This is a genomic window from Streptomyces sp. NBC_01210, assembly GCF_036010325.1.
Classification (GTDB): domain Bacteria; phylum Actinomycetota; class Actinomycetes; order Streptomycetales; family Streptomycetaceae; genus Streptomyces.
In genome coordinates this window covers 1,884,228-1,909,099 of the sequence record NZ_CP108549.1, presented here as the reverse complement: position 1 = coordinate 1,909,099, position 24,872 = coordinate 1,884,228, and the positions used below count along the sequence as shown (strand labels likewise).

The 24,872-nt window shown below is 69.7% G+C and carries 21 protein-coding genes; 11 read left to right on the top strand and 10 right to left on the bottom strand.

What is annotated here, in order from left to right:
- Nucleotides 1-37 precede the first annotated feature (37 nt).
- The gene (locus OG735_RS08570; protein WP_327322530.1) at nt 38-1,567 is read right to left on the bottom strand and encodes a DUF4331 domain-containing protein; all 1,530 of its coding nucleotides are present in this window, start codon (nt 1,565-1,567) and stop codon (nt 38-40) included.
- A gap of 258 nt (nt 1,568-1,825) precedes the next feature.
- On the opposite strand from OG735_RS08570, the gene OG735_RS08565 reads away from it, so the two are divergent.
- Complete coding sequence (locus OG735_RS08565) at nt 1,826-2,089, top strand: hypothetical protein (RefSeq protein ID WP_327322529.1); 264 nt, start codon at nt 1,826-1,828, stop codon at nt 2,087-2,089.
- A 37-nt stretch (nt 2,090-2,126) separates the two neighbouring features.
- Here OG735_RS08565 and OG735_RS08560 read toward each other — a convergent pair whose 3' ends face one another.
- Genes OG735_RS08560 through OG735_RS08550 form a run of 3 tightly spaced genes read right to left on the bottom strand, consistent with a single transcriptional unit; the run spans nt 2,127 to nt 5,090 of the window.
- On the bottom strand, nt 2,127-3,323 hold the full coding sequence (locus OG735_RS08560) for a CaiB/BaiF CoA transferase family protein (RefSeq protein WP_327322528.1): 1,197 nt from the start codon (nt 3,321-3,323) through the stop codon (nt 2,127-2,129).
- A gap of 49 nt (nt 3,324-3,372) precedes the next feature.
- Nucleotides 3,373-4,155: an ABC transporter permease gene (locus OG735_RS08555; RefSeq protein ID WP_327322527.1), complete on the bottom strand. Its 783-nt coding sequence runs from the start codon at nt 4,153-4,155 to the stop codon at nt 3,373-3,375.
- On the bottom strand, nt 4,152-5,090 hold the full coding sequence (locus OG735_RS08550; protein WP_327322526.1) for an ATP-binding cassette domain-containing protein: 939 nt from the start codon (nt 5,088-5,090) through the stop codon (nt 4,152-4,154). Before OG735_RS08550 ends, OG735_RS08555 begins: the two co-directional genes overlap by 4 nt.
- 63 nt (nt 5,091-5,153) lie before the next feature.
- Here OG735_RS08550 and OG735_RS08545 point away from each other — a divergent pair, with 63 nt between their 5' ends.
- The gene (locus OG735_RS08545) at nt 5,154-5,879 is read left to right on the top strand and encodes a TetR/AcrR family transcriptional regulator (RefSeq protein WP_327322525.1); all 726 of its coding nucleotides are present in this window, start codon (nt 5,154-5,156) and stop codon (nt 5,877-5,879) included.
- Here the strand turns inward: OG735_RS08545 and OG735_RS08540 are convergent.
- From OG735_RS08540 to hmgA, 3 genes are all read right to left on the bottom strand, one after another.
- Nucleotides 5,861-7,030, bottom strand: a complete 1,170-nt coding sequence (locus OG735_RS08540) for a type ISP restriction/modification enzyme (protein WP_327322524.1) — start codon at nt 7,028-7,030, stop codon at nt 5,861-5,863. The genes OG735_RS08545 and OG735_RS08540 overlap by 19 nt on opposite strands.
- Nucleotides 7,031-7,341: 311 nt before the next feature.
- The gene (locus tag OG735_RS08535; protein ID WP_327322523.1) at nt 7,342-8,094 is read right to left on the bottom strand and encodes a GntR family transcriptional regulator; all 753 of its coding nucleotides are present in this window, start codon (nt 8,092-8,094) and stop codon (nt 7,342-7,344) included.
- Nucleotides 8,095-8,106: 12 nt separating this feature from the next.
- Nucleotides 8,107-9,459, bottom strand: coding sequence for a homogentisate 1,2-dioxygenase (gene hmgA / locus OG735_RS08530; protein WP_327322522.1), 1,353 nt, complete (start codon nt 9,457-9,459; stop codon nt 8,107-8,109).
- Nucleotides 9,460-9,543: 84 nt separating this feature from the next.
- On the opposite strand from hmgA, the gene OG735_RS08525 reads away from it, so the two are divergent.
- The 8 genes from OG735_RS08525 to OG735_RS08490 all read left to right on the top strand — a co-directional run bounded on the left by OG735_RS08525 (nt 9,544) and on the right by OG735_RS08490 (nt 21,004).
- Nucleotides 9,544-10,170, top strand: a complete 627-nt coding sequence (locus tag OG735_RS08525; protein ID WP_327328248.1) for a TetR/AcrR family transcriptional regulator — start codon at nt 9,544-9,546, stop codon at nt 10,168-10,170.
- 191 nt (nt 10,171-10,361) lie between these two features.
- Nucleotides 10,362-12,623 (top strand): molybdopterin oxidoreductase family protein, encoded by a 2,262-nt coding sequence (locus OG735_RS08520; protein WP_327322521.1) that lies wholly within the window; start codon nt 10,362-10,364, stop codon nt 12,621-12,623.
- A 120-nt stretch (nt 12,624-12,743) separates the two neighbouring features.
- Nucleotides 12,744-14,213, top strand: coding sequence for a CitMHS family transporter (locus tag OG735_RS08515; protein WP_327322520.1), 1,470 nt, complete (start codon nt 12,744-12,746; stop codon nt 14,211-14,213).
- The gene (locus OG735_RS08510; protein ID WP_327322519.1) at nt 14,213-15,517 is read left to right on the top strand and encodes an MFS transporter; all 1,305 of its coding nucleotides are present in this window, start codon (nt 14,213-14,215) and stop codon (nt 15,515-15,517) included. Before OG735_RS08515 ends, OG735_RS08510 begins: the two co-directional genes overlap by 1 nt.
- Nucleotides 15,518-15,570: 53 nt before the next feature.
- Nucleotides 15,571-16,926 carry an ABC transporter ATP-binding protein gene (locus tag OG735_RS08505; protein WP_327322518.1) on the top strand — a complete coding sequence of 452 codons (1,356 nt, stop codon included), beginning with the start codon at nt 15,571-15,573 and terminating at the stop codon, nt 16,924-16,926.
- Nucleotides 16,927-17,026: 100 nt separating this feature from the next.
- Nucleotides 17,027-18,421 (top strand): aldehyde dehydrogenase family protein, encoded by a 1,395-nt coding sequence (locus tag OG735_RS08500; RefSeq protein WP_327322516.1) that lies wholly within the window; start codon nt 17,027-17,029, stop codon nt 18,419-18,421.
- A gap of 19 nt (nt 18,422-18,440) precedes the next feature.
- The gene (locus OG735_RS08495; protein WP_327322514.1) at nt 18,441-19,520 is read left to right on the top strand and encodes a Zn-dependent alcohol dehydrogenase; all 1,080 of its coding nucleotides are present in this window, start codon (nt 18,441-18,443) and stop codon (nt 19,518-19,520) included.
- A 152-nt stretch (nt 19,521-19,672) separates the two neighbouring features.
- On the top strand, nt 19,673-21,004 hold the full coding sequence (locus OG735_RS08490) for an RNA-guided endonuclease InsQ/TnpB family protein (protein WP_327322512.1): 1,332 nt from the start codon (nt 19,673-19,675) through the stop codon (nt 21,002-21,004).
- A 164-nt stretch (nt 21,005-21,168) separates the two neighbouring features.
- Here the strand turns inward: OG735_RS08490 and OG735_RS08485 are convergent, their stop codons facing one another.
- From OG735_RS08485 to OG735_RS08475, 3 genes are all read right to left on the bottom strand, one after another.
- The gene (locus tag OG735_RS08485) at nt 21,169-22,134 is read right to left on the bottom strand and encodes a DMT family transporter (RefSeq protein WP_327322510.1); all 966 of its coding nucleotides are present in this window, start codon (nt 22,132-22,134) and stop codon (nt 21,169-21,171) included.
- A 32-nt stretch (nt 22,135-22,166) separates the two neighbouring features.
- On the bottom strand, nt 22,167-22,862 hold the full coding sequence (locus OG735_RS08480; RefSeq protein ID WP_327322508.1) for an ArsR/SmtB family transcription factor: 696 nt from the start codon (nt 22,860-22,862) through the stop codon (nt 22,167-22,169).
- 93 nt (nt 22,863-22,955) lie between these two features.
- On the bottom strand, nt 22,956-23,600 hold the full coding sequence (locus OG735_RS08475) for a TetR/AcrR family transcriptional regulator (protein ID WP_327322506.1): 645 nt from the start codon (nt 23,598-23,600) through the stop codon (nt 22,956-22,958).
- 65 nt (nt 23,601-23,665) lie between these two features.
- Between OG735_RS08475 and OG735_RS08470 the strand changes: the two genes are divergently transcribed.
- Nucleotides 23,666-24,817, top strand: coding sequence for an acyl-CoA dehydrogenase family protein (locus OG735_RS08470; RefSeq protein ID WP_327322504.1), 1,152 nt, complete (start codon nt 23,666-23,668; stop codon nt 24,815-24,817).
- The last annotated feature ends 55 nt before the right edge of the window (nt 24,818-24,872 follow it).

Sequence of the window (24,872 nt, the reverse complement as noted above, 5' to 3'; positions counted from 1 at the left end):
TAGATGCGTCGAGGCGGCCTGGTGGGTGCCGGCCGGCTCAGCTGTACTGGTTGCGTCGCCGCATCCGCCACCAGCTGAGGCCCAGGGCGATCAGCAGCACTCCCGCACCCGCGGCGACCGCCGTGGCGATCAGCGTCGTGCTGGTGTCGTCACTGCTGGAGGCGGCCCCTCCGGTGAGCAGGTTGCCCGCGGCGTCCTTGGTCCCGGCGCCCTTGGCCAGCGGGCCGCGGGAGCCGGACGTCGGCAGTGCCAGGTACGGGAAGGAGTGGCCGAACTTCTGGTCGTTCTCGTTGACCGCGTCGCCCAAGTCGTTCTTCTGGCCGAGCAGTTCGCCCTCGACGGCCTGGAGCGCGATATCCAGAACGTCGTCCGTCAGTCGCCGCCCGTTGGGGAATCCGGCGTTGTCGCCGTCCAGTACGCCAAGCCTCTTGGGCTCGGCCGTGGGCGGGATGGAGGTGTTCAGCCGCAGCGCCTCCGCCGGGCGGACGTGCGGCGGCTTGTTGAGCTTGTCGACGCCGGTCAGGAACACCGAGACCAGGTCGTTGCGCGGTTCGGCCGGGGCCTTGATCTTGTAGATGCCCTCGATCAGCTTCGGCAGCTCGGGCTGGGTGACGAACTTGAGGAAGTCGCCGTCGTTCCACGGGTGGGACGCGTTGAACTTGTCCTTGTCCTTCACGGGGATGACGACCTCGTTGACCAGCGGCATACCGAGACGGGACACCTGGGTCCAGTGACCGCTCGCACTCTTGCGCTGGGTGGTCGACCAGATGCCGACGATCGGCTGCTTCTCCGACTGCTGGATGTACGCGGTCGGCACCTGCAGCGCGATGGAGTTGACGCTGTAGCCCTTGAGCGTGTCGTTGCCGACCTCGGAGAGGTTGGCGCCGTAGAGCAGGTCGAAGACGCGCAGGTCGGCGAAGAAGGGATCGTCCGCCTGACCCGCGAACGCCGTGGATCCGCCGGGGATTTGGCGCACGGCGTGGTCGCGCAGTTTCTGGTAGTCCGGCATGGAGGCCTTGCCCACGTTCGACGGTGCCACCGGCAGATCGTCGGCGATCTTCGTGGTGTGTATCACATGCTGGTTCTTCAACCTCAGCAGTTCGATGTCGTACGTCTGCGTGATGTTGAGGTCCGGGTCGTCGAGCGAGGTGACGGGACCGGTGTTGTAGAGGAACGTATTGCCGTTCTTGACGTGGTCCTTGAAGGTCCACCGGTAGATCAGGTCACCCTGGGCGTCGCCGTCACTGTCGATGTGGATGTCGTACTGGGCGTCGTCGGCGAACTTGAAGAAGTTCGGGCCGCCGGCCGGTTCCTGGAACGGCAGCACGTTGGCGACGAGCGTGGTGGTGTCCGGCTTGTCGGGGCTGACGAACGCGTACACGTCGGTGTTGTCGTACTGGGGCTGTCCGGAGATCAGCGGGGCCTCGCGGTGGCTGGAGGCCCGGGCCGTCCCGGGCTCAGCGCCGGTCAGGCCGGAGGCCACCAGGGCTCCGGAGGCCAGTGCCACGCAGGTGAGTGCGGCGAGCCTGTTGAACCCCCGTCGCCCGCTGCTGCTGATTGCGGTCATCGAACCGTCCTTCGCGAGTGCTGGTCGTGCTTCGATGCCAGCCATTCGGTGCGGAGGGCCGTTCGGATTGGTCGACGGGGCAAGAATTTTTTCGCCGACGAACTGTCCAACTCGCCCTGGAATCAGACGCATTCAGTGACTATTCGTCAACCTTCGTACAGGTGTGGTGAATTCCGTGGCCGGAATACACGAGTGTCACGATGGAGCGATAGGGTTAACCTGCCCGGGCCGGGTGCCCTCGTACGGGTGGGGAGTGACATGGAACAGATAACGGTGCGCAGCAGGCCACGAGTGCCTGCGATCACGTGTGGGAGCAGTGCGACCAGCACGCGTCTCGACCGCCATCTCGCTGTGCTCGGCGGCCCTGCCGTCCCGCAGCACGAGGCAGCCGAGGCGACGTCGCTGATGCTCGAGCTCACCTCTCGTGATGTCGCGCACACCCGCAAGAGCAAGAGCGCGCGGGTGTCGCTCTTCGCACCGCTCCGGCGGCTGCGTCGCTCGCTCTTCGGCAGCCGCGGCTGACCCGACCACCAGGACGTCAGCTCGTACGCGAACGCGCTCAGGCGATCACACCGTCCCGGCGCAGCGCCGCTGTAGCCTCATCCGTCATCCCCAGGGCCTTCAGCAGCGCGTCGGTGTGCTCGCCGAGCGCGGGAACAGCGCCCATCCGTGCCTCCGCTCCACCCGGCAGGGTGATCGGCGGCAGCAGAGCCCGCAGCGGTCCGACCGGTGAGTCCACTTCCCGCCACCGGTCGCGCGCCGCGAGCTGTGGATGTCCGGCCACATCCGCCACGCTGTTGAGCCGGGCACATGCGATGCCCGCCGCCTCCAGCCGGCCGATCGCCTCCTGAGTGCCCAGCCCCGCCAGCGCCTCGGCCACCACCGCATCCGTCTTCGCGCGGTTCGCCGTACGGGCGGTGTTGGTCGCGAAGACCGGATCCTCGCCCAACTCGGGCCGTTCGAGGACCTGTTCGGCCAGCCGCCGCCACTCCCGGTCGTTCTGCACCGACAGCAACACCTGTCCGCCGTCGGCCGTCGCATAGGCGTCGTACGGGGAAATGACGGCGTGCGCGACCCCGGTGCGCGCCGGGGCTTCACCTCCGTGCATCCCGTAGTTCAGCGGATGCCCCATCCACTCGGCCAGTGACTCCAGCATGGAGATCTCCACCGGACCGCCGCGACCCGTGGTGGCCCGCCGCAGCAGTGCCGCGAGCACACCGGAGAACGCGTACATCGCCGCCGCGATATCGGCCGCGGGAATGCCCGCCTTGACCGGCTGATGCGCGGTCCCGGTCACCGACACCAGGCCCGCCTCGCACTGCACGAGCATGTCGTACGCCCGCTTGTGCGCGTAGGGCCCCTCCGCGCCGTAACCGGAGATGTCCACGGCGATCAGCCGCGGATGCGCCGCGCACAGCGTGGCGGCGTCCAGGCCGAGCCGTGCGGCCGCGCCCTGGGCGAGGTTCTGCACAAACACATCGGCGTCCGCGACGAGTTGCCGCACGACGTCGATGCCGCGCGGGTCCTTGAGATCGACGGCGAGCGACTCCTTGCCGCGGTTGCACCAGACGAAGTGCGAGGCGAGCCCGCGGGCGGCGGTGTCGTAGCCGCGCGCGAAGTCACCACCGTCCGGACGCTCGATCTTGATGACGCGGGCGCCGAGATCCGCGAGCTGGCGGGTGGCGAAGGGCGCCGAGACGGCCTGTTCGACGGCGACGACCGTGATCCCGTCGAGCGGAAGGGGCTGATGGTTCATGACAGCCGTACCTATCGTGTACGGGCCACCTTTGTCACCCCCGGACCCTTCACCGGTCCGTCTGCGCGAAACGGCGTACGGCGAGCGGCAGGAACAGCGCCAGCAGCGCCAGCGACCAGCACAGCGCTCCGGCGACCGGATGGGCCACCGGCCAGGCCGCGTCCGCCGGCGGCTGGGCGTTGCCGAACAGATCCCGTACCGCCGCCGTCACCGCGGAGATCGGGTTCCACTCGGCGACCGTACGCAGCCAGGCCGGCAGATTGTCCGTCGGGAGGTACGCGTTCGACAGCAGCGGCAGCATGAACGTCGCGCCGCCCAGCTGGCCGGCCGCCTCCTCGCTCCGCGAGGCCAGGCCGAGAAGGATCCCGATCCAGGTGGTCGCGAAGCGGAACAGCAGCAACAGCCCGAAGGCGCCCATCGCGTCGACCGGGCTCCCCTCGATCCGCCAGCCCATCGCGAGGCCGACGAGCAGCAACGGAACCACCCCGACGGCGGTGGCCAGCAGATCGGCGACGGCCTGCCCGAGGGGGATCGCGGTCCGGCTCATCGGCAGGGTGCGGAAGCGGTCCATGACTCCGCGGTGGGAGTCCTGGGCGGCGGTGAACATCCCCGTCATGATGCCGTTCGCCGCGGTCGCCACCAGCAGTCCCGGCACCAGGAACGCGCGGTACTCCGCGCCCGGCATCGCCATCGCGCTGCCGAAGACATACCCGAAGAACAGCAGGAACACGATCGGCATCGTCTGCGTCATCACCATGATGGCGGGCGCGTGCCGGATCCGCCGGAGATGGCGGCCGAGTACGGCAGTGCTGTCGTAGACGATCGCGCTCATGCGACGAGCTCCTTGCGGTCGGTGAGGCGGAGGAAGACCTCATCCAGCGTGGGCGGGCGCAGACTGGCGTCGATGACCAGGACACCGGCCGCGTCCAGCTCGCGGACGATGCGCGGCAGGGTCAGCGTCGGGTCGGTCGTGACCGCCCCCACGGTGTGCTTCTCCGCGTCGAGGACCGGCTCCGAGCCGGTCAGCTGGTCGAGCACGGCCGCGGCGGCGGGCAGCCCCGAGACATGTCCGACGACAACTTCCGCGTAACTGCCGATCCTGGCCTTGAGCTCGGCGGGCGTGCCGTGGTGGGCGGCCCGGCCCTCGTCGATCAGCACGATGTCGTCGGCCAGCCGGTCGGCCTCCTCGAGGTACTGCGTGGTGAGCAGCACGGTGGTGCCCTCATGCGCCAACTCCCTTACGGCGTCCCAGATTCCGCCCCTGCTGTGCGGGTCGAGACCGGTGGTCGGCTCGTCCAGGAACAGCACCTGCGGCCGGACGATCAGGCTTGCCGCGAGATCCAGCCGGCGCCGCATACCACCCGAATACGTGCGGGCGGGACGGTCCGCGGCATCCGCCAGCTCGAACTGCTCCAGCAATTCGGCCGCACGAGACCCGGGTGCGCGCAGCAGCCGCGCGAACAACCGCAGATTCTCCGCACCGGTGAGATCGCCGTCGACCGAGGTGTTCTGCCCGGTGACGCCGATCCGGCGACGCACGGCCGCCGGATCACGCCGCAGATCGTGCCCGGCGACCCGCGCGGTGCCCGAATCAGGCGTGAGCAGAGTCGTCAGCACCCGTACCGCAGTGGTCTTTCCGGCGCCATTGCGCCCCAGCACCCCGCAGACCGTGCCCTCCGGCACAGCGAGATCCAGCCCGCGCAGCGCGTGGACCTCACCGAACCGCTTCTCCAGACCTTCACTAAGTACAGCGTACGTAGTTGCCATGGTGCGACCATACCCCACTACGTACGCTGTACGTAACTAGGATGGTGGGCGAGGTGATGATCCATGGCAGGCCGAGCGGCCGAACCGGAAGTGATCTGGGCGCGCCCCGAGCGCACGGGCCGCGGCCCGAAACCGGCGTACAGCCGCGCCGACATCGCGACGGCGGCCGTGCGCATCGCCGATGCGGACGGCATCGACGCGGTCTCCATGCGGAAGGTGGCCGGCGAGCTGGGCTGCGGCACCATGTCGCTCTACAACTATGTGCCGCGCAAGGAGGACCTGTACGAGCTGATGGTCGACGCGGTCAGCGGTGAGTACGAACTGCCCGACGAGCCCAGCGGCGACTGGCGCGCGGACATGCTGGCCCTCGCCCGCCAGACCCGGGCGATCATGCAGCGCCACCCATGGCTGCCCCGGCTCATGTCGACGGTCTACGGCTTCAGCCCCAACGCCCTGCGCTATCTCGAGTCCTGCCTCCGCTGCCTGGACGGTCTGGACGCGCCGTACGGCACCAAGATGGAGCTGATCGCGACGGTCAACGGCTCGGTCATGACGTCGGTGGCCAACGAACTGGCCATTGCCGAGCGAAGTCGCGGGCTCCCGTGGTCCGAGGAACAGGAGCAGGCGGTGCGTGGCGCGTATCTTTCCCGCGAGGTCGCGAGCGGCGCGTATCCGCGGCTGGCGGCCGTACTCGGCGAGGGTGTCGGCCCGATCGACGCGGACGAGGTCTTCGACCGCGTGCTGACCCGGGTCCTGAACTCATTCGCCCCTCACAGCAAGGCGAACTGACCCTCCGGCCCTTCTTCGTGATGGTCGAGCACGGAGGCGGGCCGCCGAGCCGCGGCGGACGGCGGCAGCACACTCCCGAGCTCCTCGCGGGTGATCTCCGCCCCCACCTTCAACTCCCGTTGCTGTTCCCGCAGTTCGCCCAGTAGTGCCAGCACGGTGATCAGCTCCAGCAGCTCGGAGGTCCACTCCTGCGGCCACGAGGCGGGCCGTATCGCGTCCAGTGTGCCGACCTCGGCCTCGCCGGTCCGGCGCTCGAACCAGAGCTCCAGCACGCGTACTCCGGAGACCTCGAAATCCCAGGCTTCACGTGGCACGGGTGAGATGCGCCCGTCGCCGAGACTGAGCACCTCATCCTCCGCGTCGTAGCCGATCGCGCCTGGCCTGGCGGGCACGGCGGCACGGACATACGGTCTACGTCCCCCGGGCAGCCGCGGCCGCGCTCCACCACGGGCCCCGCGCAGCTGGATCTCCTTGATCCGACGCCCCAGCTCCACGCCGGTCAGCCACACCTGGGGGTCGGCCGGCAGGGGCACCACACATCCGGCGGGCGACGATTCGGCGACGGCGAGAACCCAGGCGACCACCTCGTCGGCGTCGACCTCGCGCCCGTACGCGGACCGCAGCGCGGACAGCAGCCCCGGCGCGAGATTCGGCTCGAGCCCACCGGGCCGCCGGTAGAGCGGCCGGATCCGGCCGGGCCTCCCGGCAGGCGAGCGCCCGTCCGGCAGCAAGGCGGACACCACCACCGCGCCCCCCGGCACACCTGTCACATACCCCTGCTCGACGACGAACACCTGCTGCTGGTCGGCGACGCGCCACAACTCGGGGCGTGCCACGTCGATCAGCCGGTGGTCGGGTATGAGCCACTGCTCGTCGAAGGCCCCGTGCAACACCCGAACCGGCGCGGGACACCGCCCGTCCTCCCGGACCAACCTGCCGGTGCCGGTGGACTGGCCGGGCAACTGACTGACGGCACTCCGCGGCGTACGCGCCCGAGTGCACCCGAACAACGCGTCACGCTCGCCGGCCTCGGCGCCCACAAGAACATCCCACCGCGCCCTGAGGGAGGCGGCATCCGGGGCCATCACCCACTCGCGCCCAAGCCGCAACGGAGGCGCGCTCCAGGGCATCAGCTCATCGAGCATCAGCATGCGCACATCCTCCCCCTCACCATGGGCCCGTACCGCGGGGAATGGTAGTCGTGCCCACAGGGGACGCGCAGGGGTCGTGTTCTGGACGTAAAGCGTCGCAACTCGCGCGAAGCGCGGTGAGGAAAGCAGTCCAGGACACGAGCCCCGGAGCGGCCCGCACCCGCGCCTGGCGGACCGGGCTGCCCCCCCCGCGACCAAAGACCCGCACCCGCACCCGCGCCCGGCGGACCGGGCTGCCCCCCAGGGACCAAAGACCCGCGCCCCGAGCCCCCGCGCCCCCGGCGCCCCGCACCGACCGACCCCCGTGAGGATCAATCCGCGTCCACCGTCACCGAGAACGAGAACCTGTCCCCCCGGTACCGGATCCGCGCCACATCCACCACCCGCCCGCCTTCGTCGTACGTCACCCCCGTGTAGTGCAGGATCGGGCTCAGCAACGGCACCCTCAGCAGCTCCGCCGTCGGTGGATCCGCCAGCCGTGCCTCCACCGTGTCCGTGATCCTGCTGATCCGCACGCCCCGTACATCCCGCAGCACCTTCGTCATCGGCCAGCGCTCCAGGTCGGCGGGGTCGAGCCCTGCCGCCACATCCGAGCGGACCGCGTTCTCCGCCCAGTTCGTCGGCTCACCGCTCTCCCCGTCGCAGCGCAGCCGCCTGTACATCACGACCTCCGCCGCCTGTGGGAAGTACTCCGCGAGCTCGCCCGGCACCGGCTCCGGCCCGTGCCCCAGGATCGTCGTCCGCTCGCCCGACTGCTGGGCCACGATCGCGTCGATCGATCCCAGCAGACGCCTCGGCGCACCCCGCCACGCCCCTGGTTCGATGAATGTGCCACGCCGCCGGTGCCTGCTGATCAGGCCCTCCTCCTCCAGCTCCTTGAGGGCCTGGCGCATGGTCAGCACGCTGACGCCGTAGTGCGCGGCGAGCTGCTCCTCGGTGGGCAGCCGCAGCGACGCCTCGGGCGCTCGGCCGAGTATCGAGGCACGCAGCGACTGCGAGACCTGGTACCACAGCGGCAGCTTGCGGTTCAGGACCAGCGAGTCAGGGGCGAAGGAGGAGGTCACGGGGACTCCGTATCAGGACCGGCTGTCATTTCTGGGGGAGTATCCCTCAGATCCCCAATGGCGCTGGAGACCCTGCCACACGTCGTCGTATCCCGTCTGCAGATGCCCCGCACTCATCGCCTGCCCGGTCGCCGTCACCGGCCACCGTGTCTCGAACATGAACGCAAGCCCGTCGTCGATCTTCTGCGGCTTCAACTCGGCAGCACTGGCCCGGTCGAAGGTCTCACGATCCGGCCCGTGGGCGGACATCATGTTGTGCAGCGACCCGCCTCCCGGAACAAAGCCTTCCGCCTTGGCGTCGTATGCGCCCTCGATGAGCCCCATGTACTCGCTCATCACATTGCGGTGGAAGTACGGCGGCCGGAAGGTGTCCTCGCCGACCAGCCAGCGCGGCGCGAAGACCACGAAGTCGACACCCGCGAGCCCAGGCGTGTCCGAGGGCGACGTCAGCACGGTGAAGATCGACGGATCCGGGTGGTCGTAGCTGATGGTGCCGAGGACATTGAAGCGCCGCAGATCGTAGACGTACGGAACGTGGTTGCCGTGCCAGGCGACGACATCGAGCGGCGAGTGGTCGTACGTCGCGGCCCAGAGGTTCCCGCAGAACTTGTTGACGACCTCCACCGGCCGCTCCTCGTCCTCGTACGCCGCCACCGGCGCGAGGAAGTCCCGGGCGTTGGCGAGTCCGTTCGCACCGATCGGCCCCAGATCCGGCAGCTGGAACGGCTGCCCGTAGTTCTCGCAGACATATCCGCGCGCGCTCTCGTCCAGGAGCTCCACCCGGAAGCGGACCCCGCGCGGAATCAGCGCGACCTCGCCGGGCCGGGCGGCGAGCAGCCCGAGCTCCGTGCGGAGCAGCACTCCACCCCGCTCGGGCACGATCAGCAGCTCTCCGTCCGCGTCGCTGAACACCCGGTCCGTCATGGAGGAGTTGGCGTGGTAGAGGTGCACGGCCAGGCCGGTGCGCTGGGTCGTGTCGCCGTTGCCGCCGAGCGTCCACAGACCGGCCAGCCAGTCCGTTCCCGGCGCGGGTTCCGGCAGCGGATTCCAGCGCAGCCGGTTCGGGTCGGGCACGGACTCGGTGAAGGGTGCGCTGCGCAGCCCGCCGTTGTCGATGCGTACGAACGGCGGATGCGCCGCGGAGGGGCGGATCCGGTACAGCCATGAGCGGCGGTTGTGGGCGCGCGGTTCGGTGAACGCCGAGCCGCTCAGCTGCTCCGCGTACAGCCCGAGGGGTGCGCGCTGCGGCGAATTGCGTCCGTGCGGCAGTGCGCCCGGCACAGCCTCGGAAGTGTGTTCATTGCCGAAGCCGGGGGAGTGGCCAAGACTCTCGGCCGTCTTCCGCGCCTGCTCGATGCCGCTCATCGTCCGCTCCCCGGTGCTGAAGGATTCCTATGCATCACCGTAGGATTGCAGGGCCGCCCCCGTCAACGGGAACAGGGCGGCATGATGGACCGCGTGTCCCACGCCGGCCCCGCCCCGCATCTCCGCCGAACGCCCGTGCAGCAGCGCAGCGCCGATCGGCTCGCCCGGATACTGGACGCCTGCGCCGAACTCCTCGACGAGACCGGCTACGAGGACCTCTCCACCCGCGCGGTGGCTGCCAGAGCCGGTGTCCCCATCGGCTCCGTCTACCGTTTCTTCGGCAATAAACGCGCCCTCGCCGATGCCCTCGCGCACCGCAATCTGGACAGCTACGCCGAGCGCATCGGCGGCCGTCTCACCTCGCTCCCGGCGGCCGACTGGCGCGGTGTCCTCGATGTCGTACTCGACGAGTACCTGGAGATGAAGCGGACCGTCCCCGGGTTCGCGCTGATCGACTTCGGCTCCCAGATCCCGGTCGGCACGCCCGCGACCGGCGCGAACCACCAGGTCGCCGACCGTCTCGCCGGGCTGCTCGCCGGCCATCTGGGCCGCGGTGCCGACGACGAGCTGCGCCGGACGGTCCTGGTCTCCGTCGAGGCGGCGGACGCGCTTCTGCAACTCGCCTTCCGGGTGGACCCGGCGGGGGACGAGGAGATCGTGGGGGAGACGCGGGAGCTGTTGCGCGCGTATCTGGCGAGGCTGCTGGACTGACGGCTGCTGTCCAGGGGCTCCGCCCCGGACCCGCTGCTCAATCTTCGGAGCGGCTGGGAAAAATCCAGCCCGTCCGGCGATTGGGGACACGCCCGGAGGGCGTACAGGGCTCGACCCCTCCCGCTCATGCATACCGGTCGGTATGCTCGGCCCTGAACCGCGCGCCACCGCCGTCGCCCCGGGGAGGGCCCATGTCCCGCACCAATGCCGCCCAGACCGCACCGACGGACGGCACCCCTGCCGCACCGCCCGAGGCGGCCCGTACCGCACTGCGCGTCTGTCCCCTTTGCGAAGCCACCTGCGGGCTGACCCTCACCATCGAGGGCACCCGTGTCACCGGTGCTCGCGGAGACCGCGACGACGTTTTCAGCCATGGCTTCATCTGTCCCAAGGGCGCGTCCTTCGGGGAGCTCGACGGCGACCCCGACCGGCTGCGCACCCCCCTCGTGCGCAAGGACGGCGAGCTGAGGGAGGCGAGTTGGGAGGAGGCGTTCGACGAGGTCGCGGCCCGGATCAGGCCGCTGATCGAGGAGTACGGGCCGAACGCCGTGGGCGTCGTCCTCGGCAACCCGAACGTCCACACCATGGCCGGCGCCCTCTATCCCCCCGTACTGCTCTCCTTGCTGCGCACCCGCAATCTCTTCACCGCCAGCACCCTGGACCAGATGCCCAAGCATGTCTCCAGCGGACTGCTCTTCGGCAACGCCATCGCCATCCCCGTCCCGGACCTGGACCGCACCGACCATCTGCTGCTCCTCGGCGCCAACCCCTTCGACTCCAACGGCAGCCTCTGCACCGCGGCCGACTTCCCCGGCAAGCTCAAGGCACTCCGCAAGCGCGGCGGCACACTCACCGTCGTCGACCCGCGCCGCACCCGCACCGCTCAGCTCGCCGACCGGCACGTCCCGATCCGGCCCGGCGCTGACGCCCTGCTGCTCGCCGCCCTCGCCCAAGTCCTCTTCGAGGAGAAGCTCACCGACCTCGGGACGCTGGAGGCGCAGGTCGAGGGCCTCGATGAACTCCGGGAAGCCATAGCGGAGTTCACACCGGAAGCGGTCGCCGCCGCTTGCGACATGGACGCGGAGGAGATCCGTACGATCGCCCGCGAGCTCGCCGCCGCACCCACCGCCGCCGTATACGGCCGCGTCGGCAGCAGCACCGTCGAGTTCGGCACCCTCGCCAACTGGCTCGTCGACGTACTCAATGTGCTGACCGGCAATCTCGACCGCCCCGGCGGCGCGCTCTTCCCGCTCGCCGCCACCGACCGCGCACCCCGCCCCGCCGCCCCCGGCAAGGGCTTCGCGCTCGGCCGCTGGGCCAGCAGGGTCAGCGGCCACCCCGAGGCCAAGGGCGAACTGCCGATGGCAGCGCTCGCCGAGGAGATCGACACCCCCGGCGACGGACGGATCCGCGCGGTCATCTCCATCGCCGCCAACCCGGTGCTCTCCGCCCCCGACGGCGACCGCCTCGACCGCGCGCTGGCCGAACTCGACTTCATGGTCAGCGTCGACCCGTATCTCAATGAGACGTCCCGGCACGCGGATGTGGTGCTGCCTCCGCCGCCGCCGTCCCAGAGCGCGCACTTCGACTTCTCCTTCAACAACTTCGCCGTACGCAACCAGGCGCGCTACAGCCCGGCGGTCGTCCCTCTGGAGAAGGGCAGGCTCGGCGAGTGCGAGATCCAGGCCCGGCTGGTGCTCGCCGTGGCCGGCATGCACGGCGCCGACCCGTCTGCCGTCGACGACATGGTCATCGAGAGCTCGCTCGCCAAGGCCGTCGCCGACCCGCACTCCCCGCTCCACGGCAAAGACCCCCAGAACCTGGCCCGTCTGCTCATCGGCAGCACCGGACCCGAGCGACGCCTCGACCTGATGCTGCGCATGGGGCCGTACGACCTCACCCTCGAGGATCTCCTCCAGAACCCGCACGGCGTCGACCTCGGCCCGCTGCAGCCCCGCCTCCCGCAGATCCTCAGGACCCGCAGCGGACGGGTCGAGCTGCTGCCGGAACCCGTCGCAGGCGATCTGCCGAGGCTGCGGCGCGCCCTGGACGAGCGGCCCGGCGCACTCGTCCTCGTCGGCCGCCGCCATCTGCGCTCCAACAACAGCTGGATGCACAACGTCGCCACGCTCAACGGCGGCTCCAACCGGTGCACCCTCCAGATCCATCCCGCCGACGCGGCCCGGCTGGGTCTCCAGGACGGCGCCCCGGTCCGTATCGGTGCGGACGGAGGAGAGCTCGAGGCGCCGGTGGAGATCACCGACACGGTACGGACCGGAGTCGTGAGCCTGCCGCACGGCTGGGGACACGACCGGCCCGGCACCCGGATGTCGGTGGCTGCCGCGCGTCCCGGAGTCAATGTCAATCAGCTGCTCGACGGCTCGCGGCTCGACCCGCTGTCGGGCACCGCTGTGCTCAACGGCTTCCCGGTCGAACTGTCACCTCTGCGATGACCTGGGGTTTTGCTCGTATTGCTCACACGTCAACATCTTGTTAACGGCAATTGGCGCCACCTAACGTCATCCGAACCGCCGCTCCGGTGGGAGTTCAAGGATGAACGTTAGGTGTCCCCAATGCTGACAATCCTCGGCTTTGCCATGATTGCGACCTTCCTGGTCCTGATCATGATGAAGAAGATGTCGCCGATCGCGTCGTTGGTCCTCATCCCCGCACTCTTCTGCGTACTCGTCGGAAAGGGCGCGCACCTCGGGGACTACGTCATCGAAGGCGTCGGCAATCTCGCCCCCACCGCGGCGATGCTGATGTTCGCGATCGTCTACTTCGGCGTCATGATCGACGTCGGCCTCTTCGACCCGATCGTCCGCGGCATCCTGCGCTTCTGCAAGGCGGACCCGCTGCGCATCGTGGTCGGTACGGCGGTGCTCGCCGCCATCGTCTCGCTGGACGGCGACGGCTCCACCACCTTCATGATCACCGTCTCGGCGATGTATCCGCTCTACAAGCGCCTCAAGATGAGCCTCGTCGTGATGACCGGTGTCGCCGCCACGGCGAACGGCGTGATGAACACCCTGCCCTGGGGCGGCCCCACCGCCCGTGCGGCAACCGCGCTGAAGGTGGACGCGGCCGACATCTTCGTCCCGATGATCCCGGCGCTCGGTGTCGGACTGCTCTTCGTCTTCGTCCTCGCCTATGTGCTGGGCCGGCGCGAGCGCAAGCGCCTCGGTGTGCTCACCCTCGACGACGTGCTGGTGACCGAGACCGCCACCGAGAGCGAGACCGAGACCGAGACTGTGCTGGTCACATCGGGCGGCGGCGCCGGCAACGGTACGAAGAAGAGCCTCACCGGTGGCACCGGTACGGGCGCCGACGCCGAACCCGCGAAGGCTGACGCAGACGACCGCAGGGACGGGACCGACGGCAACGACGCGGACGACGAGGGCTTCCAGGGACTCGACCCGAACCGCGTCACCCTCCGCCCCAAGCTCTACTGGTTCAACGCCGGGCTCACCGTCGCCCTCCTCGCCGCCATGATCATGGAGTACCTTCCCATCCCGGTGCTCTTCCTCCTCGGCGCGGCTCTCGCCCTCACGGTCAACTTCCCGAACATGGCCGATCAGAAGGCCCGGGTCGCCGCCCACGCCGAGAACGTCCTCAATGTCGCCGGCATGGTCTTCGCCGCCGCCGTCTTCACCGGCGTCCTCACCGGCACCGGCATGGTGAAGCACATGGCCGACTGGCTGGTCGGCGCCATCCCCGAGGGCATGGGCCCGCACATGGGCATCGTCACCGGCCTGTTGAGCCTCCCGCTCACGTACTTCATGTCGAACGACGGCTTCTACTTCGGCGTTCTGCCGGTCCTCGCCGAAGCGGGCTCCGCCCACGGCGTCTCCTCGCTGGAGATCGCCCGCGCGTCGCTGGTCGGCCAGGCCCTGCACATGTCGAGCCCGCTGGTCCCCGCCGTGTACGTCCTCGTCGGCATGGCCAAGGTCGAGTTCGGCGACCACACCAGGTTCACGGTCAAATGGGCCGCGCTCACCTCACTGGTGGTGCTCGGTGCCGGAGTCCTCTTCGGCATCATCTGATGGTGCCTGCTTCTCAAGAGCCCGGCAGGAGCTGGCTGCTGCGCCTCGTCATCGCCTTCGCTTTCGCGCAGGGCGCGGTGTCGATGGCACGGCCGGCCGTCTCCTACCGGGCTCTTGCCCTGGGCGCCGACGAGCGCGCGATCGGGGTGATCGCAGGCGTGTACGCGCTGCTTCCCCTGTTCGCCGCCGTACCGCTGGGGCGCAGGACGGACCATGGGCGGTGTGCACCCCTGCTGCCCATCGGTGTCGCCCTGATCTCCGGCGGGTGTGCCCTCAGCGGTACGGCGGTCTCACTTCTCGCGATGGCTGCCTGGAGCGGAGTGATGGGCCTCGGCCATCTCTGCTTCGTCATCGGCGCCCAGTCGATCGTCGCCCGCCAGTCGGCCCCGGACGAACAGGACCGCGACTTCGGCCACTTCACCATCGGCGCCTCGCTCGGCCAACTCGGCGGACCGATCGTCGCCGGGTTCCTGGTCTCCGAGCAGGACGGCGCCATGGGCCGTACGAGCGCACTCGCCCTGGTCGTCTCGGCGGCCGTGGCGGCCGTCTCCTTCACCTCGCTCTGGCGCATCGAGCACCGCAGCACCGGCCGCCCGGCCCGCGAACCGCGGTCCAAGGTCCCCGTACACCGCATACTGCGCACCCGCGGCGTGCCTGCCGGGATCTTCATCAGCCTCGCCGTGCTCTCGGCCACCGACATCCTCACGGCCTATCTGCCGGTGATCGGCGAGCACCGCGGTATCGCCCCCGCCACCATCGGTCTGCTGCTGAGCCTGCGCGCGGCGGCGACCGTCGCCTGCCGCCTTGTGATGACGCCGATGATCCGGCTGCTGGGCCGTACGGTGCTGATGACCGTGACCTGTCTGCTCGGCGGTCTCCTGTGCGCGGGCATCGCGCTGCCCGTCCCGGTCCGGGCGCTCGCCGTGATGCTCGCTGTCCTCGGCTTCTGTCTGGGCGTCGGTCAGCCGCTGTCGATGACGACGGTCGTCCAGGCTGCCCCGGCTCAGGCGCGCTCAACCGCACTCGCCCTGAGGCTGACCGGAAACCGCCTCGGCCAGGTCGCCGCTCCCGCTTCCGCCGGACTGGTCGCGGGTATCGCGGGCACGGCCGCGCCGTTCGTCATGCTGGGCACGCTTCTGCTGGTCGCGGCCGGATTGGGCGCCCGGCAGTCAACCCGCCCGGCGGAGGCCGGGGTTCGCGACGGACGAGACCATGGCCGAGGTCGTCTCCTGGTGACGGACAGCTCCGTACTACAAAGAGCCCACCCCCAACCTTTGCGCGAAACATTCCCCGACGGGGAGTAGTCGGCTAGTTTCAGGCGTCTCGGTCGCTCCTCCTCTTCTCCTGGCGGAACCATATGAGTCGCGCCATTTCACTGCACAGCGTCAGCAAGAGGTACGGACGCGCCACCCGTGCCGTCGAACGCTTCTCCCTCGACATCGAGCCGGGAGAGTTCGTGGTGCTGCTGGGCCCCTCGGGCTGCGGCAAGTCGACCGTGCTGCGCATGATCGCCGGCCTCGAGGACATCACCGAGGGGGAGTTGCTGCTCGACGGCGAGTACGCCAACCACATCCCGCCCCGCGACCGTGCGATGGCCATGGTGTTCCAGAACTTCGCGCTGTATCCGAGCATGACGAACCGCGAGAACATCGGCTTCCCGCTGCGACTGGAGAACCCCCGCCTGGACAGCGGCCCGCAGGTCGAGGCCACCGCCCGGATGCTCGGTATCGAGGACGTCCTCGACCGCTATCCCAGCCAGCTGTCCGGCGGCGAACGCCAGCGGGTCGCGATGGGCCGGGCCATATCCCGGCGGCCGTCCGTCTTCCTGATGGACGAGCCGCTGTCCAACCTCGACGCCAAGCTGCGCAACCATCTGCGCGCCGAAATCTCGCAGCTCACCGCCGAGTTGGGCGTGACGACCGTTTATGTCACGCACGACCAGGCCGAGGCGATGTCGCTCGGCGACCGGGTCGCGGTGATGCGCGGTGGTGTGCTGCAGCAGGTGAGCACTCCGCGCGAGACCTACGCCCTGCCGGAGAATGTCTTCGTCGCCGCGTTCATCGGCACCCCGCGCATCAATCTGCTGCAGGCCGTCGTGTACGCGCCGCTGGACGGCCCTATGTCGATCGACCTGGGCAAGCAGCGGCTGCCGCTGCCCGAGCCCCTCAGCATCGACCACCAGCTGCTCCGTATCCAGCAGGGCCGGCAGATCATCGTCGGCCTGCGTTCCGAGGCGACCCGGATCGCTCCGCCGAGCCAGGCGCGCCCCGGCGAGGTCGCGCTGACCGGGATCGTCGAGCACATGGAGTACCAGGGCCATGAAGCGCTGGTGTACTTCAACACCGGATCGCAGCCCGCGGTGGTCGCCGATCTGGAGTCGCCCAAGCCGCAGCCCACCGCGCGCCGGCGCCGGGGCAGAAGCGGCGGCGGCCCGAGCGTGCTGACCTGGCTGAAGGAGCGTGCGGCCGCGCATGTCTCGGGTCCTGTCGTGGTGCTCGACGACCCGGAACCGGCACCGGAGCCCGCCGCTCCCACGTACGAGCGTCAAGCCGGTTCCGTGAGCGACCTGGTCGTCAGGACCGGCCCCGACGTCCGGCTGCGTACCGGCGCGCAGGTGCCGCTCCTGGTCGACCTCGCGCATCTCTACGTCTTCGACCACCAAGGACGACGGATCTGTCCCGCTCCCCCCGACCTCCTCGGGCTGGACGCCTGACACCTGCGGCGGTCTCCTCACCCCGGGTGCCCCTGGCGCCCAAAAACTAACATCGCTAGTTTGGGGTCCGGACGACTACCGCAGGTTCTGGAGGAGTGCGATGAAGGCTCACGACGGCATGTATATCGGCGGCCAGTGGCGGCCGGCCGCCGGACCCGACACGATCGCGGTGGTGAATCCGGCGGACGAGCAGGTCATCGCCCATGTCCCGGCCGGTACGGCGGAGGATGTCGACGCCGCCGTACGCGCCGCCCGCGAGGCCTTCCCGGCCTGGGCAGCCACCCCGCCCGCCGAACGGGCGGCGCGGATCGCGGCGCTGCGCGACGTACTCGTGGCCCGCAAGGACGAGATCGCGGAGACGGTCACCGCCGAGCTCGGCGCACCCCTCGCCCTCTCGCAGATGGTCCACGCGGGAGTGCCGGTCCTGGTCGCCGGCTCGTACGCGGAACTGGCCGCCTCCTACTCCTTCGAGGAGAAGATCGGCAACTCCACCGTGCTGCTGGAGCCGGTCGGTGTGGTCGGCGCCATCACGCCCTGGAACTACCCGCTGCACCAGGTCGTCGCCAAGGTGGCCCCGGCCCTCGCTGCGGGCTGCACGGTCGTACTCAAGCCGGCCGAGGACACCCCGCTGACCGCGCAGCTCTTCGCCGAGGCCGCGCACGAGGCCCGCCTGCCCGCCGGAGTGTTCAACCTGGTGACCGGCCTCGGCCCGGTCGCCGGCCAGGCACTCGCCGCGCACGAGGGTGTCGACCTGGTCTCCTTCACCGGCTCCACCGCGGTCGGCAAGCAGATCGGCGCGACGGCCGGCGCCGCCGTCAAACGGGTCGCCCTGGAGCTCGGTGGCAAGTCGGCCAATGTCATCCTGCCGAGCGCCGACCTGGCCAAGGCCGTCAGTGTCGGCATCGCCAACGTCATGTCCAACTCCGGCCAGACCTGCAGTGCCTGGACCCGGATGCTGGTGCACAAGGACCAGTACGACGAGGCGGTCGCGCTCGCGGCCGCCGCGGTCGCCAAGTATGTGCCGGGCGAGCGGGTCGGCCCGCTGGTCAACGCCAAGCAGCAGCAGCGCGTACGCGGCTATATCAAGAAGGGCGTCGCCGAGGGTGCCCGCCTGGTCGCGGGCGGCCCCGATGCCCCGCACGAGACGGGCTACTACGTCAGCCCGACCGTCTTCGCCGATGTCACCGAGGACATGACCATCGCGCAGGAGGAGATCTTCGGCCCGGTGGTCTCCGTACTCAAGTACGAGGACGAGGAGGACGCGCTCCGTATCGCCAACGGCACCGTCTACGGTCTCGCGGGCGCGGTCTGGGCCGGCGACGAGGCGGAGGCCGTCGCCTTCGCGCGCCGGATGGACACAGGACAGGTCGACATCAACGGCGGCCGCTTCAACCCCCTTGCACCGTTCGGCGGCTACAAGCAGTCCGGCGTCGGCCGCGAGCTCGGCCCGCACGGTCTGTCCGAGTACCTCCAGACCAAGTCCCTCCAGTTCTGAGCCGGGAGCCTCACGCATCATGGTCCGCGCCGCCGTACTGCCCGCCGTCGGATCTCCGCTGGAGATCACCGACATCGAACTGCCCGAGCCGGGCCCCGGCAGGGTGAGGGTCCGCCTCGCCGCCGCCGGGGTCTGCCACTCCGATCTGTCCCTGTCCAACGGCACCATGCGCGTCCCCGTCCCGGCCGTCCTCGGGCATGAGGGCGCCGGTACGGTCGTCTCCGTCGGAGAAGGCGTCACCCATGTCGCCCCCGGCGACGGTGTCGTCCTCAACTGGGCGCCGTCGTGCGGTAGTTGCCACCATTGCGGGATCGGCGAGGTGTGGCTGTGCGCCAACGCGCTCACCGGCGCCGCAAGCGTCTATGCCCGTACCGCCGACGGCACCGAACTCCACCCAGGCCTGAACGTCGCGGCCTTCGCCGAGGAGACCGTCGTCGCCGCGAACTGTGTTCTGCCGGTCCCGGACGGCGTTCCGCTCGCCGATGCCGCCCTGCTCGGCTGCGCGGTCCTCACCGGCTACGGCGCCGTCCATCACTCCGCCCGCGTCCGTCAGGGAGAGTCGGTGGCGGTCTTCGGCGTCGGCGGCGTCGGCCTCGCCACCCTCCAGTCCGCCCGTATCGCCGGCGCGGCGACGATCATCGCCGTCGATGTGTCCCCGGAGAAGGAGTCACTCGCCCGCGGGGCGGGCGCCACCGACTACGTCATCGCCTCCGACACCACCGCCAAGGAGATCCGTAAGCTCACCGGCGGCCAGGGCGCGGACGTCGCCATCGAGTGCGTCGGCCGGGCCGCCACCATCCGCACCGCCTGGGACTCCACCCGCCGCGGCGGCCGCACCACGGTGGTCGGCATCGGAGGCAAGGACCAGCAGGTCAGCTTTAACGCACTGGAGATCTTCCATTGGGGCCGTACGCTCTCCGGCTGCGTCTACGGCAACAGCGATCCGGCCCGTGACCTGCCCGTGCTGGCAGACCATATCCGCGCGGGGCGGCTTGACCTGGGCAGTCTGGTGACCGACCGCATCAGTCTTGACGGGATCGCCGGGGCGTTCGACAACATGCTGGAGGGCAAGGGCGGCAGGGCGCTGATCGTCTTTTAGAGCCCCTTTCACGTATCACCCCTGCCGCCAGCTCGGCCGGGGTGGGTGTGCGAGCGGCCTATCCGCTCCGTTGTGCGTTCTGTTTGCGAACGCGTGTCGTTACGTCCATGGCGTCGTTGATCTGATCGTCAGGGCAATTCGAGGGGGGCGCGGTGAAGCGACGGCGTGGGCATTGTGCCCGACTTGCGCTCACTGCCTCACAGGTAGCTCTGCTGGATGAACAGGCGCATGCGGCGCGGGCGTTGTGGAATCTGCTGCACGAGTTGTACCTGCAGTGCGGGCGCCGTCGTCCGCCCCTGGAGTACCTGGACGCTGAAATCCGGTGGGCTCGCAAGAACGTCGACTGGCTGGCTGTGTTGCCGGCACAGGCTGCGCAGGCCGTGCTCAAGACGTACCACCGCGCATGGGTGAACTGCTGGGAGGGTCGAGCGGCGACGCCGACGTTCAAGTCCCGGATCCGCACCATTCCGGCAGTCGACATCCCCCAAGGTGGACACCTGCGTGTGGCGCGGGTGCACCGCCGATGGGGAGTGGTCAACATTCCGAAGGTCGGTCGGGTTCGATTTCGGTGGACGAAGGGACTGCCTGGCGTGACGAAGGGCGGTCCCCCCGGGAGGATTACTGGAGCGCGGTTGGTCAAGGACGCGCTCGGCTGGCGCATCTCGTTTCGCGTCGAAACGTTGGTGGCGCCGTCGGAGCCGCGCCCATGGGCGCATTCACATGTTGGGATCGACGCAGGCATCACCGTGCCGCTGGCCCTCTCGGACGGCAGCACATACGACCACGGACCATGGCTGACCGAGGAGGAAGCTGCGCGCCTGTTGCGCGCCGAGCAGAAGGCTGCGCACCGCAAGCGATTCGGCAAGCGTGACGGGCATGCATCCAAGAGGCTGCATGCCGTATACGACCAGATCGGCGACCTGCGCGCGAGAGCCAAGCGTCGGGCACTGGACTGGCAGCACAAGACCACAACCAAGATCGCCGAGGGTTTCGTGTTGGTCTCGGTAGAAGGTCTCCGCATCACGAACATGACCAAGTCGGCGAAGGGGACGGCTGAGCTGCCTGGCGCCAATGTGGCGCAGAAGGCAGGCCTCAACCGCAAGATCGTGGGCGAGGCGTGGGGACGAACGGTCGCTTTCCTTGCCTACAAGGTTGCCGACCGCGGCGGGTTCCTCGTCAAGGTCCCCGCAGCTGGAACTTCGTTGCGCTGTTCCGTGTGCGGGCGCACCACGCCTGGCAGCAGGGAGTCCCAAGCGGTGTTCGTGTGCAAGAACCCCGACTGCGGTTGGTCGGGCAATGCCGACTACAACGCGGGCCGGAACGTCGACTGGGCGGGTCTCGAGCTCGCCTCGGCTGCCGGGAGGGCAGTCGTCAGGCAGACGCAAGCGCTGTCCAACTCCCCGGAGCAATCCAGGGGAGAGTCTCCCGCCCACGGGAGAGAGCTCCAAATCATCATCACCGGCGTGCAACAGCCGGACGCGTGACCTATGCACGTTGCATCCATCAGGGCGCGCGCCGCCGCCAGGACCGCCGCCCGGCCCACCGAAACACAGATCGCTTCCGCGGTGGATTGAGCCGGTCGCGCTTCCCCCGCCCGTGAGAACCCTCTGTACGGCCGCCCCATCATCCCCCGGCGGGGCGGCCGCACTCATTTGCGAGCTGACGAGCGAGAGCGCGGCCCGCATGCGGGGGCGTGCTCTCCCCCTCCCGCCGCCGGCTTCTGCGCCCGGCCGCGGGAGCGGGAGACCGCCACACCGGCCAGACACAGCGCGCCTCCTGCCAGCGTCAGCCCGGCCGGCACCTCGTCCAGCGCCAGCCAGGACATCAGGACGACCAGTGCGGGGACGGCGTACGTCGTCGCGCCCATCCGTCCCGCCGTCGTACGTGCCAGGGCGTAGGCCCACGTCGTGAACGCCAGCGCGGTCGGGAACACGCCGAGGTAGACCATGTTGAGCGTCGCCGACAGGGGCGCCCGGCTCGCCTCGTCGACCAGCTGCCCGACGAACGGCAGACAGGCCACCGCCCCGACCAGACAGCCGAACGTCGTCACCTGCAGCGCGCTCGCACGGGCCAGCGCCGGCTTCTGCCCGACCACCCCGGCCGCGTACCCCACCGCCGCCAGCAGACACAGCAGCACACCCAGCGTCGAGGCGCTGCCCTCGCCCGACATCGAGAGCCCCACGGTCACCGCTCCCGCGAACGACACCGCCATCCCGGCCAGCAGCCGCGGCGGCAGCGCCTCGCCCAGCAGTCGCGCGCCGAGCAGCGCGATGAGGATCGGCCCGATGTTCACCACCATCGCGGCCGTGCCCGCGTCGACCTCCTGCTCGCCCCAGTTGAGCACCACCATGTAGACGCCGAACCAGAGCAGCCCCGAGACGGCGATCCCGGGCCAGGCGGCGCGCGGCGGCAGCCCCTCGCGCCGTATCAGCAGAAAGATGCCGAGTACGAGGGACCCGGCGAGCAGCCGCCCGAGGGCGAGTGCGCCGGGAGAGTACGCCCCGCCTGCACTGCGGATCGACACAAAGGCCGAGGCCCACAGCAGGACGGTGACGCCGGCCGCGGCCAGCGCGGGCCACTGTGGGCGGGGGGCGGGGTGCGCGGGGTTCGTCATGGGGCGACCGTACGTCCCCGACCCTTCGGCGCTCACCGCAATATCTCCGGCTCGATGCCGAGCAGTTCGCCCAGCGCCCGCTCGCCGTCCGCGGTCACCTTCACCGCACGCTCGGACCCGATCCGTACGCACCAGCCCGTATCCAGCGCATGCCGGCACAGCTCCGCCCCGGCGATCCCCGCGAGATGCGGTTTGCGCTCGGTCCAGTCCAGGCATCCTCGTACGAGCGGACGCCGCCCCTTCCGTTGCAGCTCGATGCCCAACTCCCCGAACCAGGCCGTTCCTTGATCGGTCAGCGCAAATCCGGTGTCCTGGCGCAGCAGCCCGCGTACGGTCATGGCCTGCGTGATCGCGATTCCGAGCCGCCCGGCGAGATGGTCGTAGCAGGTCCGCCCGCGCGCCATGGCGCTGCGCGCACTCGCCACCCGCAGTGACCGCGGTGCCGGATCGGATGCCGGCGCGGCATACGAGGCGAGCTCCTCGACGAGATGCGCGACGCGTTCGTCGGCAAGGCGCACATACCGGTGCCGGCCCTGCCGCTCCTCGGCGAGCAGCCCGCCCGTGACGAGCTTGCCGAGATGCTCACTGGCGGTCGACGCCGCGACTTGCGCATGCCGTGCGAGCTCGCCGGCCGTCCAGGCCCGCCCGTCGAGCAGTGCAAGACAGAAGGAGGCGCGGGTCTCATCGGCGAGCAGCGCGGCGAGTGCGGCCAGGGCTCCGGATTGCATGACTCCAGGATCGGCCATTCCTCCTTCGGCAGCGGCCGAACTGTCCCGGTGCATCCGGTATGGGGGGCGCCTGGACGGGGGGCGAGCCGCCCGCTATGCGCGCACCAGGGCCGTGTACTGGACGGCGAGGCCGTCGATGAGCGCCCGCAGCCCTGTCTCGAATGCGCCTTCGTCCACCTTCTGCTGCCGGTCGGCGAGCAGATGGGCCTGGCCGAGATGCGGATAGTCGGCCGGGTCGTACGCCGTCTCGTCGTCGACGAATCCGCGGGCGAAGGAGCCGAGCGCCGAGCCGGTGATGAAGTACCGCATCAGGGCGCCGATATGGGTCGCCTGGGCCGGGGGCCAGCCGGCGCGGACCATCGCGCCGAAGACGGCGTCGGCCACCCGCAGACCGGCCGGGCGGCGGCCGGGGCCGCGGGCGAGGACAGGGACCGTGTTGGGGTGGGCGGTCAGGGCGGCGCGGTAGGAGACGGCCCAGTCGTGGAGCGCGGTGCGCCAGTCGCGGCCGTCGTCCTCCTCGAACATCGACAGATCGACCTGGGCGCTGACCGCGTCGGCGACCGCTTCGAGGATCTCGTCCTTGTTGCGGAAGTGGTTGTACAGGGAGGGCCCGCTGACGCCCAGCTCGGCGGCGAGCCGTCGGGTGGAGACGGCGTCCAGACCCTCCGCGTCCACGAGTGCGCTCGCCGTTTCGACGATGCGTTCTCTGCTGAGGAGGGGCTTGCGCGGTCGGGCCATGCGGCACATAGTAGGGCCTGCCAACAAGAAACTAGCAGTGATAGTTAAAAGTGGGGTGGTCGCATATGGACCTGGAGCTCAGCGAGGAGCAGGCAGCCGTCCGGCAGCTGGCCAAGGACTTCGTCGACCGTGAGATCACCCCGCATGTCGTCGTATGGGACCGCGCCGAGACCGTCGACAAGTCGATCGTGAAGAAGCTGGGCGCGCTGGGCTTCCTCGGGCTCACCATCGATGAGCGGTACGGCGGCTCCGGCGGTGACCACCTGGCGTACTGCCTGGTCACGGAGGAGCTCGGGCGAGGCGATTCCTCGGTGCGCGGCATCGTCTCCGTATCCCTCGGCCTGGTGACCAAGACGATCGCCGCCTGGGGTGACGAGTCGCAGAAGCGCGAGTGGCTGCCCCGGCTCACCGCAGGCGAGTCGATCGGCTGCTTCGGGCTCACCGAGCCGGGCACCGGCTCCGACGCGGGAAATCTGACCACCAGGGCCGTGCGCGACGGCGACGACTACGTCATCAACGGCTCCAAGATGTTCATCACCAACGGCACCTGGGCCGATGTGGTGCTCCTCTTCGCCCGTACCAACGACACGCCCGGCCACAAGGGCGTCTCCGCCTTTCTGGTGCCGGCCGACACCCCCGGGCTGAGCCGTCGCACCATCCACGGAAAGCTCGGCCTGCGCGGCCAGGCCACCGCCGAGCTGGTTCTCGAGGACGTCCGTGTCCCCGCCGCCACCCTGCTCGGCCCCGAGGGCAAGGGCTTCTCCATCGCCATGTCCGCGCTGGCCAAGGGGCGGATGTCGGTCGCGGCGGGCTGCGTGGGCATCGCGCAGGCCGCCCTCGACGCGGCCGTCGGCTATGCGGGCGAGCGCGAGCAGTTCGGCAGGTCCATCGCCTCGTACCAGCTGGTCCAGGAGCTGATCAGCGACATCTCGGTGGACGTGGACGCGGCCCGGCTGCTGACCTGGCGGGTCGCCGACCTCGTCGACCGCGGCGAGGAGTTCGCCACCGCCGCGTCCCAGGCCAAGCTCTTCGCCTCCGAGGCCGCCGTGCGATGCGCCAACAACGCTCTGCAGGTCTTCGGCGGCTACGGGTACATCGACGAGTACCCGGTCGGCAAACTGCTGCGCGACGCCCGGGTGATGACCCTCTACGAAGGCACCAGTCAGATCCAGAAGCTGATCATCGGTCGCGCGCTCACCGGAGTCTCCGCGTTCTGAGCCGGCGGTTTCCGGGCTTCTGCGGTGTGGGCTTGTGGTTTCCGGGCTTCTGAGT

Bases quoted from the DNA above. Each gene is read 5' to 3' on its own strand.
- OG735_RS08570 (WP_327322530.1), bottom strand. From the start codon at position 1,567: ATGACCGCAATCAGCAGCAGCGGGCGACGGGGGTTCAACAGGCTCGCC.
- OG735_RS08565 (WP_327322529.1), top strand. From the start codon at position 1,826: ATGGAACAGATAACGGTGCGCAGCAGGCCACGAGTGCCTGCGATCACG.
- OG735_RS08560 (WP_327322528.1), bottom strand. From the start codon at position 3,323: ATGAACCATCAGCCCCTTCCGCTCGACGGGATCACGGTCGTCGCCGTC.
- OG735_RS08555 (WP_327322527.1), bottom strand. From the start codon at position 4,155: ATGAGCGCGATCGTCTACGACAGCACTGCCGTACTCGGCCGCCATCTC.
- OG735_RS08550 (WP_327322526.1), bottom strand. From the start codon at position 5,090: ATGGCAACTACGTACGCTGTACTTAGTGAAGGTCTGGAGAAGCGGTTC.
- OG735_RS08545 (WP_327322525.1), top strand. From the start codon at position 5,154: ATGGCAGGCCGAGCGGCCGAACCGGAAGTGATCTGGGCGCGCCCCGAG.
- OG735_RS08540 (WP_327322524.1), bottom strand. From the start codon at position 7,030: ATGCTGATGCTCGATGAGCTGATGCCCTGGAGCGCGCCTCCGTTGCGG.
- hmgA (WP_327322522.1), bottom strand. From the start codon at position 9,459: ATGAGCGGCATCGAGCAGGCGCGGAAGACGGCCGAGAGTCTTGGCCAC.
- OG735_RS08525 (WP_327328248.1), top strand. From the start codon at position 9,544: ATGGACCGCGTGTCCCACGCCGGCCCCGCCCCGCATCTCCGCCGAACG.
- OG735_RS08520 (WP_327322521.1), top strand. From the start codon at position 10,362: ATGTCCCGCACCAATGCCGCCCAGACCGCACCGACGGACGGCACCCCT.
- OG735_RS08515 (WP_327322520.1), top strand. From the start codon at position 12,744: ATGCTGACAATCCTCGGCTTTGCCATGATTGCGACCTTCCTGGTCCTG.
- OG735_RS08510 (WP_327322519.1), top strand. From the start codon at position 14,213: ATGGTGCCTGCTTCTCAAGAGCCCGGCAGGAGCTGGCTGCTGCGCCTC.
- OG735_RS08505 (WP_327322518.1), top strand. From the start codon at position 15,571: ATGAGTCGCGCCATTTCACTGCACAGCGTCAGCAAGAGGTACGGACGC.
- OG735_RS08500 (WP_327322516.1), top strand. From the start codon at position 17,027: ATGAAGGCTCACGACGGCATGTATATCGGCGGCCAGTGGCGGCCGGCC.
- OG735_RS08495 (WP_327322514.1), top strand. From the start codon at position 18,441: ATGGTCCGCGCCGCCGTACTGCCCGCCGTCGGATCTCCGCTGGAGATC.
- OG735_RS08485 (WP_327322510.1), bottom strand. From the start codon at position 22,134: ATGACGAACCCCGCGCACCCCGCCCCCCGCCCACAGTGGCCCGCGCTG.
- OG735_RS08480 (WP_327322508.1), bottom strand. From the start codon at position 22,862: ATGCAATCCGGAGCCCTGGCCGCACTCGCCGCGCTGCTCGCCGATGAG.
- OG735_RS08475 (WP_327322506.1), bottom strand. From the start codon at position 23,600: ATGGCCCGACCGCGCAAGCCCCTCCTCAGCAGAGAACGCATCGTCGAA.
- OG735_RS08470 (WP_327322504.1), top strand. From the start codon at position 23,666: ATGGACCTGGAGCTCAGCGAGGAGCAGGCAGCCGTCCGGCAGCTGGCC.